Genomic DNA, 16,920 nt, shown 5'->3' with positions numbered 1-16,920 from the left:
CCCGGAGCGAAATGCCGAGATCAGCCGTGTTTCGACCCTCTGACCAGGGGTAGCAGGGCAGGCGCCGGCCCGCCCACGTGCCATGGAGAGGTTTATTCAGTGGATTCCAGCAAGCCCGCCGAGGCGGTCAAGAACGCCGTGAAGACCGCCTCAGGAAAGATCGCCGACGCCCTCAGCCCAGACATCCCCGGCGCGCCGGGGAGCGCGCCACCGACCGTCGAGGAGCCGACGACGCCGCACGATCCGCTGCCGCCGAAGCCGGAGCAGGGGGCACCGCAGACCCGTACGCCGACCGGCGCGCAGACCGGTGCGCCGACTGTCGCGAATGGTCAGCAGGGGGCACACCTCACCACCGCGAACGGGGCGCGGCTGCGCGACACCGACCACTCGCTCAAGGCCGGGCCGCGCGGGCCGGTGCTCCTGCAGGACCACCACCTCCGCGAGAAGATCACGCACTTCGACCACGAACGCATTCCGGAGCGCGTCGTGCACGCCCGGGGCGCCGGCGCGCACGGGGTGTTCACCGCGTACGGCACCGCCGAGGCGGTCACCCGTGCCGGCTTCCTCAGGAAGGGCCGGGAGACCGAGGTCTTCGTCCGGTTCTCCACCGTGCTCGGTTCGCGGGGTTCGGCCGACACGGTCCGCGACACCCGTGGCTTCGCCACGAAGTTCTACACCGACGAGGGCACCTTCGACCTGGTCGGCAACAACATGCCGGTGTTCTTCATCCAGGACGCGATCAAGTTCCCGGACATCATCCACGCCGGCAAGCCGCACCCCGACCGGGAGATCCCGCAGGCGCAGAGCGCCCACGACACCTTCTGGGACTTCGTGTCGCTGCACACCGAGGCGCAGCACCACACCATCTGGAACATGTCCGACCGGGGCATTCCGCGTTCGTACCGGACGATGGAGGGTTTCGGCGTGCACACCTTCCGCCTCGTCAACGAGGCCGGGGAGACGGCGCTGGCCAAGTTCCACTGGAAGCCGAAGCTTGGCGTGCACTCGCTGACCTGGGAGGAGGCGCAACTCCTCGGGGGCATGGACCCGGACTTCCACCGCCGTGACCTCTACGACGCCATCGAGGCCGGCGCGTATCCCGAGTGGGAGCTGGGCATCCAGGTCTTCCCGGACACTCCTGAGGAGACCTTCGCCGGCATCGACCTGCTGGACCCGACGAAGATCGTGCCGGAGGAGTTGGCCGAGGTGCAGCCGATCGGCAAGCTGGTGCTCAACCGGACCCCGACGAACTTCTTCGCCGAGACCGAACAGGTCGCCTTCCACCTCGGCCACCTGCCCCCGGGCATCGACGTCACGAACGACCCGCTGCTGCAGGGCCGGCTCTTCTCGTACCTCGACACGCAGCTCACCCGGCTGGGCGGGCCCAACTTCACGCAGATCCCGATCAACCGCCCGCACGCAGCGGTGAACGACATGCTGCGCGACGGCTTCCACCAGCAGGCCGTGCACGCCGGCGTCGCACCGTACCGGCCGAACTCGCTCGACGGCGGCAACCCGTTCCCCGCCGGTGACGCCGAGCAGGCGTTCGTCGACGTGCCGGTCACCGTGGCCGAGGCTCCGAAGGTACGCGCGAACCCCGCCTCGTTCGACGACCACTACAGCCAGGTCCGTCTGTTCTGGCTGAGCATGTCGCCGGTCGAGAGGGAACACATCGTCCGGGCGTACACCTTCGAGTTGGGCAAGTGCTACCACCAGGCGATCAAGGAGCGCCAGCTGCAGAGCCTCGCCAACATCGACCCGGTGCTGTGCGAGCAGGTCGCCACCGGCCTGGGCCTGCCCGCGCCGCAGCCGACCGTCGCCCTCCCCGACGTCACGCCCAGCCCGGCGCTGTCGCAGGTCGGTCGGGAGTGGCCGAGCGACGGCCGCACGGTCGGGATCGTCGTCGACCCGGACGGCGACCTGGACGGCGTCGACGAGGTCCGCCGGGCCGTGTTCGCGGCCGGCATGGTGCCGCTGCTGATCGCCCCGCACGGCGGCATGGTGGGCGACCTGCCGGTGCAGCGCACCTTCGCCACCGGTCGGTCGGTCGAGTTCGACGCGGTCCTGCTGGCCGGAGCGCCGGCACCCGCACCGGACGCGCTGCCCGCCCGCGACGACACGGCGGGCCGGCCCGGCCCGGCAACCGTGGACCCCCGCGTACTGCTGCTCGTCGAGGAGTCCTGGCGGCACGCCAAGGCGATCGGCGCCTGGGGCGCCGGCGTCACCGTGCTGGAGCAGGCCGGCGTCGCCGGCACCCCCGGCGTCGTGTCGGCGGGCTCGGGTGCCGAGGCGCTGACCGCGGTGCAGCAGTTGATGGCCGCGCACCGGGTCTGGGAGAGATTCCCCGCAGCGGTCGCCTGACCCCACCACCGACGAGGGCCGTCCTCCGCAGCACCGGGAGGACGGCCCTCGTCGCATCCGACCACGGCGAGGGGATCCGCCTCCTCCCCCGCCGGCATCGTCGAGGCGGAATCAGCCGATGTCGGCCAACCGGGGCAGCACCTCGTCGCCGAGCCGCTGGGCGAACTCGACCGGGTCCCGATCCGGCGTCACCTGCACCTCGCTCACCCCGAGCGCCGCGTACGCGGACACCTCGGCGAGAAACGCGTCGGTGTCGTCGAGCGGCGCCTGGGCGGCGACCACCGTCTTCTCGATGGTGTCGTAGTCGCGGCCTTCGGCGGCGCAGTGCCCACGCAACACGTCCAGCTTGCGGGTGATGTCGTCGATGCCGGCGCGGCCGAACAGGTTGCAGGCGTCGGCGTACCGGGCCACCAGCAGCAGGGTCTTCTTCTCGCCGCCACCACCGATCATGATGGGCGGGCGCGGGCGGCTCAACGGCTGCGGCGAGTTGATGGTCTCGGCGAGCTGGTAGTGCTGCCCATTGAACGGGCCGTCGTCGGCACTCCACATCTGTAGGCAGACGCGCAGCGTCTCCTCCAACCGCTCGAACCGCTCGGCCACCGGGACGACCGGCACACCAAGCCCGCGCTGCTCGCGCTCGTACCAGGAGGCGCCGATGCCGAGGCGGGCCCGACCTCCGGAGAGCACGTCGAGGGTCGTCACGGTCTTGGCGAGCAACCCCGGGTAGCGGTACATCACGCCGGTGACCAGCACGCCAAGCGTCATCCGCTGGGTCAGGGCCGCGACGTAGCCGAGCGTGGTGTACGCCTCGAGCATCGGCTCCTCGGCCGCGAACACCGCGTCCATCTGGAAGAAGTGGTCCATCACCGTGAACGACGCGACCCCAGCCTGCTCCGCGACGGTCGCCGCCTGCGCCAGGGTCGGCGCGATCGCGGCCGGGTCGGCCGGAATCGAGTAGTTCCAGTAGTGCAGCCCGAGCTTCATGTTCGGCACCTCCGCAACGAGCCTAATGCCGTCCGACGTCCCTCGGGGACCGGTCGGAACCGCAAACGACTCGGGTCCTGCGGCCCTCCATTACCGGATCATGACAATTCGTGGATCACGTGCGGATATCCGGCTGGCAGCTTTCGGTGCGTGATCCCACAGCCCACCACGTCCCGGCCCGTCGAGCCGGCACCCGACGCGACGCGCGTCCGGTCTCGCCACCGCCAACGGACCGGACCCGCCTCCACGCTCGCCGCCTCCGGATCACAGCGGGCGCAGTGGGCGGATGCCGCGAAGGGCGTCTGCATCGTCCTCGTCGTCCTGTGGCACGTCGTCGTGAAGGACTACCTCCAGATCGACTGGCACGTCGGCGTACCGGTGCCGGGTCTGTGGGGAACGCTCGGTGAGCAGTTCCTGCCGCTGCGGATGCCGCTGTTCTTCACCATCTCGGGCGTCTTCGCGGCGAATGCCGCCCAGCGGCCGTGGCGGGTCGTCGCCCGCAGCCGGATCGCCGGGTTCCTCTACCTGTACGCCGTCTGGCTGCTGATCCACACCGCGGTCCTCGCCGCCGCGCCGGAGTTGCCGACCGACCGTGCCACCTCGGCCCTCGGCCTGCTGGAGCAGCTCACCGTCACGCCGTCAAACCTCTGGTACCTGTACGCCCTGGCGCTGTACTTCACGATCGCCAAGGCGACCCGCCGGGTTCCCCGGGCGCTGGTCCTGGTCCCCGCCGCCGCGCTGTCCGCCGTCGCCGCCGCCGGCCTGCTCGACACTCCGGGCAACCGCGCCGGCCTCTACCAGAACCTGGTCTTCTTCCTCGCCGGCCGGTACCTGCGGTCGCAGCTCGAGCGGTGGGCCGCCACCGCCAGCCGCCGCCGGCTGGTGCTGACCTCGGGTGGCTACGTTCTGGCGCTCGCCGCGATGGCGGTGACCGGCGCCCAGCAGTGGTTCGGTGTGTGGCCGGCGGTCTCGGTGCTGGCAGTGATCTTCGGCATAACCGCCGCTGCGCGGCTGTCGCGACGGTCGGCGCTCAGCGAACCGCTGGCTAGGCTCGGCCGCATCACCCTGCCGATCTACGTCATCCACATGCCGGTCCTGGCCCTGCTGCACCGGCTGTTGCTCGTACCGGTTTCCGGACTGGATCGGTCCGCTCAGGGCCTGATCGTGCTCGCCTATCCGATTCTGCTGACCGGCCTGGTGATCGGCCTGAGCCTGGCCGTACACCGGGGGCTGCTGGGGGTCCGCGCGGGCTGGCTCTTCGCGCTTCCCGGCCCGCGCCGGGTGGAGGCGGCCGGATGAGCACCCTGGCCGAGGCGTTCGTGGACCTGGAGGCCGTCGCCAGCAACGTGCGGACGATCGCCTCGATCACCGGCACCGGGCTGATGGCCGTGGTGAAGGCCGACGGGTTCGGCCACGGCGCGGTGCAGGTCGCCCGAGCCGCGCTGCGCGCCGGTGCCACCTGGTTGGGCGTGACCTCGACGGCCGAGGCGCTGGCCCTGCGCGACGCGGGTGTGACCGCGCCCACGTTGAGCTGGCTGCACGGCCCCGGTGACGACTTCGGTATGTTGATCAAGGAAGACGTCGACGTCGGCGTCTCCACGACGACACACCTGCACGCGGTCGCCGACGCGGCCCGTCTGCTCGGCGTACCAGCGATGGTGCACCTCAAGGCGGACACCGGGTTGTCCCGCAACGGGGCCGCCGGGGACGACTGGCCCGAGTTGGTCGGTTGGGCCCACAAGTACGAGCGAGAGGGCGGGGTCCGGGTGCGCGGGGTGTGGTCCCACCTCGCCGACGCCGACCTGCCGGGCGCACCCACGCTCACCCGGCAGGTGGCGGTCTTCGAGGAGTCCCTGCGGTTCGCCCGGTCGGCCGGTCTGGACCCCGACCTCGTCCACCTGGCCAACTCGGCGGCGGCCCTCTCCGCGCCACGGACCCGCTTCGACCTCTGCCGGATCGGAATAGCCCTCTACGGCGTGGACCCGTTCGGCGCCAGCGGTCCGGGCGAGTTCGGGCTGCACGCCGCGATGACCCTGCGGACAAGCGTGATCAACGTCAAGCGGGTGCCGGCCGGCACGGGCGTCTCCTACGGTCCGGAGCACGTGACCGGCACACCGACCACGCTGGCGCTGCTGCCGCTCGGCTACGCCGACGGGCTGCCCCGGGCCGCCGGCGGCCGCGCCTCGGTGTGGCTCGCCGGTCGGCGGTGCCCGATCGTCGGACGCATCGCCATGGACCAGTGCGTGGTCGACGTCGGGGATCTTCCCGTGACGATCGGCGACCCGGTCGTGGTGTTCGGCCCGGCCGAGGGCGACCAGCACCCTCCGACGGTCGTCGAGTGGGCCAGCTGGGCCGACACCAACCCACACGAGATCTTGACCGGTATCGGGGCCCGGGTGGCCCGCGAGCACCTCCACGGAAGGGCACGGGTTTCATGACGATCCGACTGGCAGTGCTGTACGGCGGGCAGAGCGGCGAGCACGAGGTGTCCCGCCGCTCGGCGGAGAGCATCCTCGCCCACCTGGACCGGGATCGGTACCAGGTCACCGAGGTGCTCATCGACCGTGCCGGCGGGTGGCACGTCGACGGTCGACCGACGCCCCTGCCCGCGGCGTTGCGGGTCCTGCGCGCCCAGGACGTGGTGTTCCCGGCCCTGCACGGCCCGTACGGCGAGGACGGCACCGTGTCGTCGCTGCTGGAGTGGCTCGGCGTGCGGTACGTCGGCAACGGCGTCTTCGCCAGCGCCGCCGGCATGGACAAGGGGGTCACCAAGCGGCTTCTCGCGGCGGAGGGCCTGCGGGTCAGCCCCGGGGTGACCCTGCGTCCCGGTGAGGCCCTGTCGCCCGATGACGAGCGTCGACTGGAGCTGCCGGTCTTCGTGAAGCCGGCCCGGGCCGGGTCGAGCCTGGGCGTCGTCCGGGTGGACGACTGGGCGGGGGTGCCCGCCGCGCTGGAGCAGGCCCGCCAGGTCGACCCGAAGGTGCTCGTCGAGCAGGGGGCCCGGGGGCGCGAGATCGACGTGGCCGTCCTGCAGCACCCGGACGGCCGGGTGCAGGCCGGTCCGCCGCTGGAGATCCGGGTGACCGGCACCGGGTTCTTCGACTACGACGCGAAGTACGACGGCGGGGCGATCTTCCAGATTCCCGCCCCGCTCGACGCGGCTACCACCGAGGTGCTTCAGGACCGTGCGATTCGCGCCTTCCGGGCCCTCGACTGCCGTGGGCTGCTGCGGGTCGACTTCTTCCTGCCCACCGAGGGTTCGCCCGAGCCCATCGTGAACGAGGTCAACACGTTCCCCGGTTTCACCGCCGCGTCCCAGTTCCCGCAGATCTGGCAGCAGGCCGGCATCGGGTTCGCCGCCCTGATCGACATTCTGATCTCCGGCGCGCTCGCCGATGAGGACCGCGGCCACCACAGCGGGCTGCCTCGGCAGGCCCGGGCCGTCGACCTGGTGTGAGGCGGTGGCGGTGCCCGGTCAACCGATCGGGCACCGCCGGGGCGGCCGCGCGCCGCCCGGCCCGACGAGGGTGACCGGGGCTGAACTGTTCGCGAGGCCGGTCTGCGGCGCGGCGTCGGCGAGTGTGCAGACGATCTGGTTGACCGCGTTCACCGACAGCGCCCGCGCCGAGGTGGCCGTCCGTACGGTGAGGCCGCCGTTCTGGTCGGTCGTGGTGGTCACCGTGACCGGGGCGAGCCCGGCCGGCACCTCACTGGTGAGGCCCTGGCGGCGTTCGTCCTCCTCCGGGCCGGCCGCGAGCAGGGCGAGGATGCTGGCGGGGGTGAGGTCCACCGTCGCCGGACGTACGACAAGCACGAGTTCGCTCTGCGCGAGCAGGTAGACCCCGACGCCCTGCACCGGGCCGCTGACCGCGGGACGACCGGTGATGACAGCGCTGGGCCGTACCCCGCAACCCGCCGTCAGCAGCGTGCCGAGCAGCACCGTGCCGGCGAGCAGCGCGCGGCTGGTGCGCCGGCCGGTCATCGGGCACCGCCGACATCGGTCGTCTCCCGGGGCAGCCGGAGGGTGAAGACCGCCCCGCCGCCGGGGCCGTTGCCGGCGACGAGAGCCCCCCGTCGTTCGCCGTGGTGGTGCAGCCGCGCGTTCTCCCAGGAGATGGCGAGGCCGAGGCCGCTGCCCTCGGAGCGGGTACGCGCGGTGTCGGCCTTGTAGAAGCGGTCGAAGACGTGCGGGAGCACCTCCGGGTCCAGGCCCGGCCCCTGGTCGGCCACCTCGATGGTGACCCAGTCGGGGTCGGCGGTCAGGCGCACGGACACCGGTTCGGCGCCGTGCCGAAAGGCGTTGCCGACCAGATTGGCGACGATGACGTCCAGTCGGCGGGGATCGAGCCGGGCCACCACTGCGGGCGGCAGGTCGGCGCGGACCCGGTCGGTCCAGCCGCGGATCCGCAGGCTGGCGGTGACTGCCGCGGCCACGTCCACGTCGTCGAGGGCGAGCCGCGCCGCGCCGGAGTCGAACCTGCTGACCTCGATGAGGTCGTTGACCAGTTGGGTGAGGTTCTGCGTCTCCTGGCTGACCAGCCGAGCAGCCCGGCCGGCGTCCCCGGGCAGGTGGTCGGCCTCCTCGTCGAGCACGTCGGTGACCGCCGTCATCGCGGCCAGCGGGGTGCGGAGTTCGTGCGAGACGTCGGCCACGAAGCGACGGGCGTCGGCCTCCATCCGCCGCAGCTCGCCTACCTGCCGCTCCAACTGGCCGGCGGTGTCGTTGAAGGTCCGCGCCACGTCGGCCAGCTCGTCGACGCCGCGGACCGTCAGCCGGGTGCTCAGGTCGCCCTGGCCGAGGCGGCGCGCCGCCCGGCCCAGGTCGCGGACGGGTCGCAGGACTCCACGGGCGGAGAGCAGGGCCAGCAGAACGGCGAGGACCAGGGACAGCGCGCCGGTCAGCCAGGCCCGGGTGGCGAGCCGGTCGATGCTCTGCTGCTCGGGCACCAGACTGCGTACCGAGTAGACCTCCAGCCCCGATGCCCGGGACGTGCCGTCCGACCGGTCGAGTCGCAGCTGGGTGCCGATGAGCAACCAGGGTTGGCCGTCCAGCGAGACACGCTGCCAGGCGAGCCGGCCGCCCCGGACCTCCTGCCGCAGCTCGCTGCTGAGCGGGTCGGCGATGTCGGAGCCGGCCTGCGACCGCATGTCCCGGTAGAAGACCACGGCGAAGCCCTCCCGGTCGCTCAGGCGCTGGGCCAACAGTTCGAGGTCGTCCTGCGTCGGCGGAAGCTGGACGATCGGGTAGACCTTCGCGAGCTGGTCGGTAAGCGACAGGACGGCGGCGTCCTGCGCCTGCTGGAGGATGACGGTCCGGGCCTGGACGTAGCTGCCGCTGGCCACGACGGCGGTGGTGGTGACCCCCAGCAGCGCGAAGGCCAGGAGGAGCCGGACCCGTAGGCCCGAGACCTGGGCGGCGGCGGAGCGCCAGAACGTCACAGTGGCCCGAACCGATACCCGAAACCGCGTACGGTCTGGATGAAGACCGGCGCCGACGAGTCAGCCTCGATCTTGGCGCGTACCCGCTGGACGCACGCGTCCACCAGTCGGGAGTCGCCGAGGTATCCGTGCTCCCAGACGGCCTCCAGCAGTTGCTGGCGGCTCAGCACCTGACCTGGCGTGTGCGAGAGTTCGAGCAGCAGCCGCAGCTCCGTCGGGGCGAGGCTGACCGGCGTCCCGTCCTTGCTGACCACAAGCGCGGCCCGGTCGATCGTCAGGGCTCCGTGGTGTTCCGGGCCGGCCCGGTCGCTGCCACGTCGCGAGTCGCCGCCGGTCCGTCGCAGCACCGCGCGGATGCGGGCCTCCAGGACCCGGGCCTGCACGGGCTTGACGACGTAGTCGTCGGCGCCGGCCTCCAGACCCGCCACCACGTCCATGTCGTCGTTACGGGCGGTGAGCATGATGATCGGCAGGTCACCGAGCTGCCGAATCCGGCGACAAACCTCGAATCCGTCCATCCCGGGCAGCATGAGGTCGAGGACCACGACGTCGGACGGGGTCGTCCGCAGCCGCTCCAGACCCTGCTCGCCGGTGCCCACGGCCTGCACCGTGTGGCCCTGTCGGGTGAGCGCCAGCTGCAGTCCGTCGCGCACCGTCTGGTGGTCTTCGATCAACAGCACCTGGGACATGTCGTCAAGTATCCCATCATGAGAGCTTTCCCGATTCGGTCGATGGCTGCGGCGGTGCGGCGCCCTCCACCCCGAGCGGAGCCGCGAAGTCCGTCGAACGCAGCAGGAACACCACCGCGCCCACCAGGAACATCGTCGACGCGGCTGCGGCCACGATGGCGGCCAGCAGCCCCCGCTGCACCGACGCGGCCAGACCGGGCATCACCACCACCAGCACCCAGACCAGCACGACCAGGCCGACGCCCGCCTCGGCCAGCCGGCGCCAGAGGCCGCCACCGATGGCACCGCCGGCCGCGTCCCGCGCACCGGGCCACGCCGCCAACGCGGCTGCGGCCAGGCAGCACAGGGTCACCCCCAGCAGTACGCCGCCGAGCACGTCACTGAACCGGTGCCAGCCCGCGATCATGGTGGCGGCGGCGATCACCGAGACACCCGCCGCGCCCGGCACCGCCAGCCAGCGCCGCGCCCAAGGGGGTAGGACCAGCAGGAACGCCAGCAGCAGGGTGCTCGCCGCCGCGACATGACCGCTGGGGAAGCTGTTGTGGGTGGTGGAGCTGGCGATCTGCAGATCCGGGCGGGGGAGCTGCGACTTCACCGCGCCGGCCACCAGCACCACACAGACGACCATGCCCACGCCGACGACCCCCGCCACCAGCCGTCGGCGGAGCACACCCACCAGCAGCACCACGCCGAGCAGGGCAGCGATGAGGGTCGGGCTGCCGAAGGTGGCGAGCACGGTCTTGGCCGGGCCCACAAGCACGGTCTGCTGCTCATACCCGCCGCCCCGCTCGGCGCGCGGTAGCAGCACCCCGTCCAGCCACTGCCCGGGGTACGTCCGAACGAAGAGGGCCGCGCTGGAGATCAGGGCGAACAGACCGCAGAGCGCCGCCGCGAGCAGTCGAAGGCCCAGCGGCACCGCCGCGCGGGCGTGAGGCAGCGGTCGCGCCGGACCGGGCGTCGACCGCCCGACGGAGTACGACGATCCGATGGACATGGCGACCATGCTCGCCCCGGCAGGTCCGTACCCCGTCCTCGAATTGTCTTGGTTCTGTCACAACCACCGCACCGCTTCCGGAAGAGCGCATCGTCGGCGTGGGGTCGGATGGGCCGCAACGGGGCGGTGGGATTCACATGCTTGCATGCAACGATCGTTTACCCAGCCGAGATCAGCCACCACTAGGGTCAGGACGTCGATCGATGCCTTGGTCGGCGGTGCGGAAATCCATCCGGAGTGAGTTGGGGAACCGGAAGGTGTTGGAAGATGCAGGGAATTCCAGCCGCCAGCCTGGTCATCGGCATCGCCTCATCGCCGGCCGAGCGGCGACATCTGGCCCGGCTGCTCGGTGGCAGTGACGCCTTCCTGATCGTCTCGTCAGTCGACCAGGCACGAGAGTTCCTCGGGGTGGTCGCGGCGCCTCCCGCCCCCACTCCCCCGGCCAGGGCCGTGCTCGCCGAGGCGACACCGGGTGCGCAACCACCGCCACCGGATCTGGCCGTCGACTCCGACCGCCGGGTGCTGCGGTGGCGCGACCAGGAGATCGACCTGACCCGACTGGAGCACGACGTCCTGCTCTGCCTGGTGCACGCGCCCGGGCAGGTCTGGACCTACGAGCGCCTGCACCTCGAGGTCTGGGGCAACCGGCACCTCGGTCGGGGCTCCGACATGCACTCGGTGGTCCGCCGGGTGCGCGGCAAGCTCGCCCGGCTCAACGCCGCGACGACGATCCACTCGGTACGCGGGGTCGGCTTTCGGCTCGCCCCGGTCTGACCACCCCGGACGCGGTCCGGCCCGCCCGGTCTTCAGACCAGGCGGGCCGGACCCCCTTCGGCTAGCGCTCGGGCGTCAGCACCTGATCGGTGCCAGCCCGAAGTTCTCCACCGTGGGAGTGGAGGTGTCGATCCTGGTCTGACGGGTCTGCGGCTTCCAGCCGTCCTTGGCCACGATCATCGTGAGCGGGTTGTTGCGACGGTCCACCCAGTAGGCGTACTTGCCCTCGGCGTCGGTGGCGAAGGTGTACGACGAGGCCCACGAGTCGACCTGCACGACCGCGCCGGTGAGCGGCGAGGTGGCGCCCTGGCAGCTGGTGCCGGTGACCGTACCCATGAGCTTGCCCCAGGTCTTCGGGGGGTTCGCCGTCATGGTCACGGCGACCGGCGCCACCGAGTACGGGGTGTTCTCGGAGATCGCGACCGCGCCGGAGTAGGTGCCCGGCTGGTCGACGTTCGCGGTCAGACCGACGGTGACGGTGACCTTCGCACCCGGTGCGAGAGTGACCGCCGACTTGTCGATGGTCATCCAGCTGACGTCGGCCGCCGACTCGGCGCACCCCTCGAAGCCCGGGAGCACCTCGCTGTCCGGAGCCGCGTTGAAGTTGCCGGACGAGCCGCCGATCTTGTAGAAGCCGCACGCCGCGCCGCCGCGGTACCGGGCGGTGTTGGCGTTCGGCAGGTTGGACCACGAACCCGTGGCCGGGTCGAAGGCGAAGCCGGCGTTGCTGATGGCCCCACCCTGCGACCCACCGACGACCAGGAGCTTGCCGCTGGCGACGGCGTACGAGCTGGCCCAGTTGTCGGTCGGCGCGTCGGCGATGGCGGTCCAGGTGTTGGCACCCGGGTCGAAGGCGTAGCTGGACTTCTGCGCCGCCGCACCGTCGTTGCCGCCGGTGCAGTAGAGGACGCCGTCGATGCCACCGCAGGAGGCGAAGGCCACCGACTTCGGGTAGTTGGGCAGCGTCTCCCACTTGTCGGTGCCCGGGTCGTACCTGACGACGCTGTTCGACATGGGCAGGCAGGCGGCCGTCGTGCAGCCGCCGACCGCGTACAGCTTGCCGTCCACGACGCCCTGTCCGGCGGCGGACCTCGGCGCCGGGTTGTCGGCCAGCTCGGTCCAGGTGTTCGCCCCCGGGTCGTACGACCAGGTGGCCGAGTCCGGGCCGTCGTCGCCCCAGCCACCGGTGACAATGATCTTGCCGTTCACCACGCCCGCGGTCACGGCGTTGCGCGCTCCCGGCAGGTCGGCGATCGCCGTCCAGGTCTGCGCGACCGGGTCGTAGGCGTAGTTCTTGGTGGTGGACGCCTCACCGTCGCCGCCACCGAGCGAATACACCTTGCCGTCCAGGTTCACCACCCGGTTGTCCATGATCGTGGCCGGGTAGTTGGCGATGTCGGTCCACGGCGCCGCCTGCGGTCCGGTCGCCGCGGCGGCGGCCTTGGCCTCCTTGCCGGACGCCTTCGCGGCGAACGACGTCGGTACGGTCAGCCGCTGCTCCGGAGCACCGCTGGAGCCGAGCACCTGCTGCCGGGTGACCTTGGACCCGTCCGCCCGCAGCAACTCGAATCCGTTGTCCCGCTCACCGAACTTGACCTCGACCGGCGCGCCGCCGGTGTTGGTCACCGTGAACGTCTTACTGGTCTTGCCGTTGGGCATCTGGAGCGTCGCGCTCAGCTGGGTCGGCGCCACCGACAGCCGGCCGGCCGCGAGCTGGAAGTTCGCGGTGGTCGCCCAGTCGGCCTCGACGTCGACGGTCTTGGTCTGGCTGACGTAGTTGCCGGCGGTCGCCGTGAACTGGTGCTCGCCGGTCAGCGACGAGTAGATCCAGTAGAAGCCGTCGGCCAACCCCGGGTCGTCCGGAGTCGCCACCGTGACGGCCTTCTCGGCGGGCCGGTCCTTGCTGGTGACGGTCGCGCCGTTGACGTAGCTGTCGTCGTTCTTGTCGCGGACGTTGCCGACGACCAGACCGCCGTCGAGCGGCACACAGGTGATCTGGCTGCCGATCAGGACGTTGTCGACCTCCCACCACCACTCGTACGAGGCGTCGTAGTAGTGGAACCGCACCTGCACCTGGGCCTTGCCGGCCGCCTGCGGGATCGGGATCTCGGTCAGCTTCGGCCCCCGGACGTCCGTCTCCTGGCGGAGCACGTTGGTCCAGGTGGCACCACCGTCGATGCTCAGGTCGACGTCGGCGGTGTCGTCGTTGAGCTGGTTGAAGTCCTGGTTGAACCGGATGACCGGGGCGGTGACGCTGGTCAGGTCGACCACCGGGCTGACCAGGGAGGTGTCCTGGGTGGTGCCCGCCCCGTACGCGTCACTGTCGATCATCGCGAAGTTGCCGGTGCCGCCGGTCAGGTTGCCCCGGTCGCCGTCGTCGGTGAACTTCCAGACCTGTCCGCTACCGGCGTTGTCCACAACGGTCCAGCCGGCCGGCGTGGTGGTGGCATCGAAGGTCTCGTACTCACCGTCGGAGCCGGTCGTGTATCCCGGCGCGGTGGTGCAGGCGTCGCTGTCCACCGGCACGGCCACGTTCGCGGTGGTGTTGCCCGATCCGACCACGACCTGCTTGGTGACGGTCTGGTAGCCCGGGTACTGCGACTCGTACGTCAGGGTGTACGTCTGCCCGGCCGGCAGCTTGATGCTGTAGCGACCGTTCGACGGGGTGGTGTAGTCGTAGACGCCGGACACGCCCGTCACGGTCACCTTCGCGTACAGCGGCCAACCGTGGCCGGAGCCGTCGGTGACCGCTCCGGTGACGTTGACACTCGGCACCGCCGTGAGGGCAACGTCGAGCGTCGTGGTGGCACCCTTGGTGATCGTCGCCGTCCTGGTGGTGCTGCCGTAGCCGAACGCCGCGACGGCGACCTGGTAGTCGCCGGTGGGGAGTTGGGTCGAGAACTTGCCGTCGGCACCGGTGGTCAGCTCACGCTCGGAGGGGCCGGTGAGCGTCACCGTCGCGCCGGCGATCGGCGCGCCGGAGGTCGCGTCGGTGACCGTGCCGGCGAGCGTGCCGATGTCGCCGGTCGGGGCGGCGTTGAGCAGTGCGAGGGCGTCCAGTCGGCCTTCGCCGTAGACGTTGTTGTCGGCGGCGGTGCCACCACACTGGGCGTCGGCCTTGTCGACCGCGGCACCGTTGAGCAGTGCGCGGGTCGCGTCGACGTCACCGATCAGCGACGGCGCCGCCGAGTACAGCAGCGCGATCGCGCCCGCGAGGTGCGGCGCGGCCATCGAGGTGCCGCTGATGCTGCCGTAGGCGCTGCCCGGGATGCTCGACCGGACGTTCACCCCCGGCGCGGAGATGTTCGGCTTGATCTCGCCGTTCTGACCGGCGCCCCGGGAGGAGAAGCCGGCGACGTTGTTGTTGACGTCGTACGCGCCGGTCGAGTAGTTGCTGGCGAGGCTGCCCGGCGAGCCACTGGTCTGGCAGGCCGGCCCGCTGTTGCCGTTGGACCAGGTGCCGAAGATCCCGGAGGCGGCCCAGGCGTCCGTCACGTCCTCCATGAACGGCTCGTTTGACGGGTCGCGGGTGCCCCACGAGTTGTTGATGATGTTGGGTCGCTTGCTCGCGTCCGCGTTCTGACCGTTGAGGTCCAGCGGCTCCAGCATCCACTGACCGGATTCGATCAGGGCGGCGTCGCTCGGGCAGCACCCGTTCGCCGCGATCCACTTGACCCCGGGGGCGACACCGATCTGGTTCGCGCCGTCGGAGCCGGCCATGGTGCCCATCGTGTGCGTACCGTGGCCGTCACCGTCGCAGGGGGCCGTCGTGCAGGCACCGGCGCCGGGCGCGTTGAACCAGTTGTAGTTGTGGTCGAACGTGCCGTCGCCGTTGTTGCCGCGGTAGGAGTTCACCAGCGCCGGGTGGTTGAACTGCACGCCGGTGTCGATGTTCGCGATGGTGATGCCCTCGCCCTTGACGCCGTACTGGGACCAGACGTCGTCGGCGTTGATGTTGGCGATGCCCCACTCCAGGGCGTTCACCGTCTTCTCGTCGGCGCCCTTGGTCGTCTCCGGCACCTTGTACGCGACCGGGGCGTAGAGGCCCTCGACCTCCGAGCGCCCGGCGAACTTCTGTGCCATCGCCAGCGAGCCGCTGTTGACCTTGATGGCGTTGGTGGCCCAGAAGGTCTGGTACTTCGTGCCCGAGCTGTCGAGGTCGGCCCGGATCTTGCCCTGGCTCGCCGCGGCGGTCTTGCGCAGCGCGTCCGCCACCGCCGTGCCCCGCTTCGACCAGTCCTTGATGGCACTTGCCTTGCTGAGGTCGGCCCGGTCCTTGAACCGGATCCAGAAGTCCCCTTCACTCTTGGCCTGGAGCTGCTTGGCGAGCTCCGGTCGGATCTTGTCACCGGTCGGGGCGGTCGCCCCCATCGCACCGCCCGGCGCGGCCTGCGCGCCCGAGCCCATGGTGGCCAAGCATGTCGCGGCGAGGATCGTCGCCGCGCCGGCGCTGACCAGTGATCTGGCCGCCCGTCGCCATTGTGGACGTCTGAACATCGGTGCTGCCTCCCTCAGAACGACCCAGGGTGTAAATGGGCCATGGTGGACCTCCCCCATGCACCGCGCGGGTCACGCCGGTTGCCCGAGTGGACACTATGATCGAGAAGAACGGACGATCAAGAACTTGCCGTGAGCAACTTGTCGCTAAGAGTCGCCCTGGCTGGCGACGCGCTTGCCAATCATTGTCAGGACCGTGACGAGAGTTGGGCAGGGATGCCCATCGATCCCGGAAGGTGCGGTGGCGAAGGACGAGGCAACGGTGGACAGGGGCGAGCCGGCCGACGAGCCGTTCCCCCTGCTGATCGCGGTGACCCCGTCGCCGGCCGAGCGCATCCGGCTCGCCGAGCTTCTCGACGGCATCGCACCGCTGCTGCTGGTCGCCGACCTCGACGAGCTGCGTCGGCTGATCGCCGCCCCGCAGCAGGTGGCCGCCCAGCCGGAAGCGGCACCGGTCACCGCCCTGGTGATCGACTCGGCCCGCTCCAGCGCCCGCTGCGGAGAACGTGAGGTCGACCTCACCCGGCTGGAACACGACCTGCTGACCTGCCTGGTCACCGAGCCAGCCCGGGTCTGGAGCTACGCCGAGCTGCACCGCTCCGTCTGGGGCGACGAGGGCCGCGAACGCAAGGCGGACGTGCAGTCGTTGGTGAAGCGACTACGTCGCAAGCTGCACGACCTGGGCACCGGGGCCACCATCGACGTCGTGCGCGGGGTGGGGCTGCGGCTGACCGACCACCAGCAGGCGCGCGTCGAACGGGCCTGACGCCGTCGTCCGGGACGAGAGCATGCACGGTGCCGGGTTCGCGCAGTCGCAGGGGCTGCCGACCACGAAACTGCGGTACGCCACGTTCAACCTCGACAACCTCGGGATCGACCTGATCCAGTTCCAGGAGCCGGTCGGCGACACCGCCCAGGTGGCCGCCAACCGGCCCGGCTCGATGCACCTGTGCTTCCACGTCGACGACGTACGCGCCGTCCACGAGCGGATGAGCGAGGCCGGGTTCGAGTTCCTCGGGCAGCCGTACACGTTCGCGTCCGGCGAGGTGAACCCGCCGGCGGCGGTCGGCACCGAGGTCGCGTACTTCAACGACCCGGACGGCACGAACCTCGAGATCATCGCGCCGAAGGGCGACTTCGCCCGCGACGACTAACCCATCCACCCCCGCCGCCCCGCCCCGC

13 protein-coding genes are annotated in these 16,920 nt (G+C 71.0%); 7 read left to right on the top strand and 6 right to left on the bottom strand.

Translation table 11 applies throughout. From position 1 onward, the window contains the following. Nucleotides 1–99 precede the first annotated feature (99 nt). Nucleotides 100–2,361, top strand: a complete 2,262-nt coding sequence (locus AB0C15_RS25070; RefSeq protein WP_357355760.1) for a catalase — start codon at nt 100–102, stop codon at nt 2,359–2,361. A gap of 111 nt (nt 2,362–2,472) precedes the next feature. Here AB0C15_RS25070 and AB0C15_RS25065 read toward each other — a convergent pair whose 3' ends face one another. Further along, a complete protein-coding gene (locus AB0C15_RS25065) occupies nt 2,473–3,345 on the bottom strand; it encodes an LLM class F420-dependent oxidoreductase (protein WP_357355758.1) in 873 nt (290 codons plus the stop codon). Between the two features lie 150 nt (nt 3,346–3,495). On the opposite strand from AB0C15_RS25065, the gene AB0C15_RS25060 reads away from it, so the two are divergent. Genes AB0C15_RS25060 through AB0C15_RS25050 form a run of 3 tightly spaced genes read left to right on the top strand, consistent with a single transcriptional unit; the run spans nt 3,496 to nt 6,802 of the window. Beyond that, on the top strand, nt 3,496–4,644 hold the full coding sequence (locus tag AB0C15_RS25060) for an acyltransferase (RefSeq protein ID WP_357355756.1): 1,149 nt from the start codon (nt 3,496–3,498) through the stop codon (nt 4,642–4,644). Next, nucleotides 4,641–5,783 (top strand): alanine racemase, encoded by a 1,143-nt coding sequence (alr, locus tag AB0C15_RS25055; RefSeq protein ID WP_357355754.1) that lies wholly within the window; start codon nt 4,641–4,643, stop codon nt 5,781–5,783. Before AB0C15_RS25060 ends, alr begins: the two co-directional genes overlap by 4 nt. Continuing rightward, nucleotides 5,780–6,802, top strand: coding sequence for a D-alanine--D-alanine ligase family protein (locus AB0C15_RS25050; protein WP_357355752.1), 1,023 nt, complete (start codon nt 5,780–5,782; stop codon nt 6,800–6,802). Before alr ends, AB0C15_RS25050 begins: the two co-directional genes overlap by 4 nt. 18 nt (nt 6,803–6,820) lie before the next feature. Here the strand turns inward: AB0C15_RS25050 and AB0C15_RS25045 are convergent, their stop codons facing one another. The 4 genes from AB0C15_RS25045 to AB0C15_RS25030 are packed head-to-tail and all read right to left on the bottom strand — an operon-like array spanning nt 6,821 to nt 10,467. Further along, the gene (locus tag AB0C15_RS25045) at nt 6,821–7,327 is read right to left on the bottom strand and encodes a hypothetical protein (RefSeq protein ID WP_357355750.1); all 507 of its coding nucleotides are present in this window, start codon (nt 7,325–7,327) and stop codon (nt 6,821–6,823) included. Next, on the bottom strand, nt 7,324–8,784 hold the full coding sequence (locus tag AB0C15_RS25040; protein WP_357355747.1) for a HAMP domain-containing sensor histidine kinase: 1,461 nt from the start codon (nt 8,782–8,784) through the stop codon (nt 7,324–7,326). Before AB0C15_RS25040 ends, AB0C15_RS25045 begins: the two co-directional genes overlap by 4 nt. Beyond that, nucleotides 8,781–9,473, bottom strand: coding sequence for a response regulator transcription factor (locus AB0C15_RS25035; RefSeq protein ID WP_357355745.1), 693 nt, complete (start codon nt 9,471–9,473; stop codon nt 8,781–8,783). The genes AB0C15_RS25040 and AB0C15_RS25035 overlap by 4 nt, the downstream gene beginning before the upstream one ends. 16 nt (nt 9,474–9,489) lie before the next feature. Continuing rightward, nucleotides 9,490–10,467: a phosphatase PAP2 family protein gene (locus AB0C15_RS25030; protein WP_357355743.1), complete on the bottom strand. Its 978-nt coding sequence runs from the start codon at nt 10,465–10,467 to the stop codon at nt 9,490–9,492. Nucleotides 10,468–10,734: 267 nt separating this feature from the next. Here AB0C15_RS25030 and AB0C15_RS25025 point away from each other — a divergent pair, with 267 nt between their 5' ends. Then, nucleotides 10,735–11,241, top strand: a complete 507-nt coding sequence (locus tag AB0C15_RS25025) for a winged helix-turn-helix domain-containing protein (RefSeq protein ID WP_357355742.1) — start codon at nt 10,735–10,737, stop codon at nt 11,239–11,241. Nucleotides 11,242–11,316: 75 nt separating this feature from the next. Here the strand turns inward: AB0C15_RS25025 and AB0C15_RS25020 are convergent, their stop codons facing one another. Continuing rightward, nucleotides 11,317–15,738, bottom strand: coding sequence for a S8 family serine peptidase (locus AB0C15_RS25020; protein ID WP_357355740.1), 4,422 nt, complete (start codon nt 15,736–15,738; stop codon nt 11,317–11,319). A 241-nt stretch (nt 15,739–15,979) separates the two neighbouring features. Here AB0C15_RS25020 and AB0C15_RS25015 point away from each other — a divergent pair, with 241 nt between their 5' ends. After that, a complete protein-coding gene (locus tag AB0C15_RS25015; protein ID WP_357355738.1) occupies nt 15,980–16,504 on the top strand; it encodes a winged helix-turn-helix domain-containing protein in 525 nt (174 codons plus the stop codon). Nucleotides 16,505–16,526: 22 nt separating this feature from the next. Continuing rightward, nucleotides 16,527–16,892: a VOC family protein gene (locus AB0C15_RS25010; protein WP_357355736.1), complete on the top strand. Its 366-nt coding sequence runs from the start codon at nt 16,527–16,529 to the stop codon at nt 16,890–16,892. Nucleotides 16,893–16,920 lie beyond the last annotated feature (28 nt).

Origin of the sequence: Micromonospora sp. NPDC048835 (assembly GCF_040649995.1) — a bacterium.
In the GTDB taxonomy this organism is placed as follows: domain Bacteria; phylum Actinomycetota; class Actinomycetes; order Mycobacteriales; family Micromonosporaceae; genus Micromonospora.
The sequence above is the reverse complement of the archived record's forward strand: the minus strand, read 5'-3'. Positions and strand labels throughout refer to the sequence as shown.

What these genes read in the sequence shown, in the direction of transcription:
- AB0C15_RS25065 (WP_357355758.1), bottom strand. Translation starts at nt 3,345, where the DNA reads ATGAAGCTCGGGCTGCACTACTGGAACTACTCGATTCCGGCCGACCCG.
- AB0C15_RS25035 (WP_357355745.1), bottom strand. Translation starts at nt 9,473, where the DNA reads ATGTCCCAGGTGCTGTTGATCGAAGACCACCAGACGGTGCGCGACGGA.
- AB0C15_RS25025 (WP_357355742.1), top strand. Translation starts at nt 10,735, where the DNA reads ATGCAGGGAATTCCAGCCGCCAGCCTGGTCATCGGCATCGCCTCATCG.
- AB0C15_RS25020 (WP_357355740.1), bottom strand. Translation starts at nt 15,738, where the DNA reads ATGTTCAGACGTCCACAATGGCGACGGGCGGCCAGATCACTGGTCAGC.
- AB0C15_RS25010 (WP_357355736.1), top strand. Translation starts at nt 16,527, where the DNA reads ATGCACGGTGCCGGGTTCGCGCAGTCGCAGGGGCTGCCGACCACGAAA.
- AB0C15_RS25030 (WP_357355743.1), bottom strand. Translation starts at nt 10,467, where the DNA reads ATGTCCATCGGATCGTCGTACTCCGTCGGGCGGTCGACGCCCGGTCCG.
- alr (WP_357355754.1), top strand. Translation starts at nt 4,641, where the DNA reads ATGAGCACCCTGGCCGAGGCGTTCGTGGACCTGGAGGCCGTCGCCAGC.
- AB0C15_RS25045 (WP_357355750.1), bottom strand. Translation starts at nt 7,327, where the DNA reads ATGACCGGCCGGCGCACCAGCCGCGCGCTGCTCGCCGGCACGGTGCTG.
- AB0C15_RS25050 (WP_357355752.1), top strand. Translation starts at nt 5,780, where the DNA reads ATGACGATCCGACTGGCAGTGCTGTACGGCGGGCAGAGCGGCGAGCAC.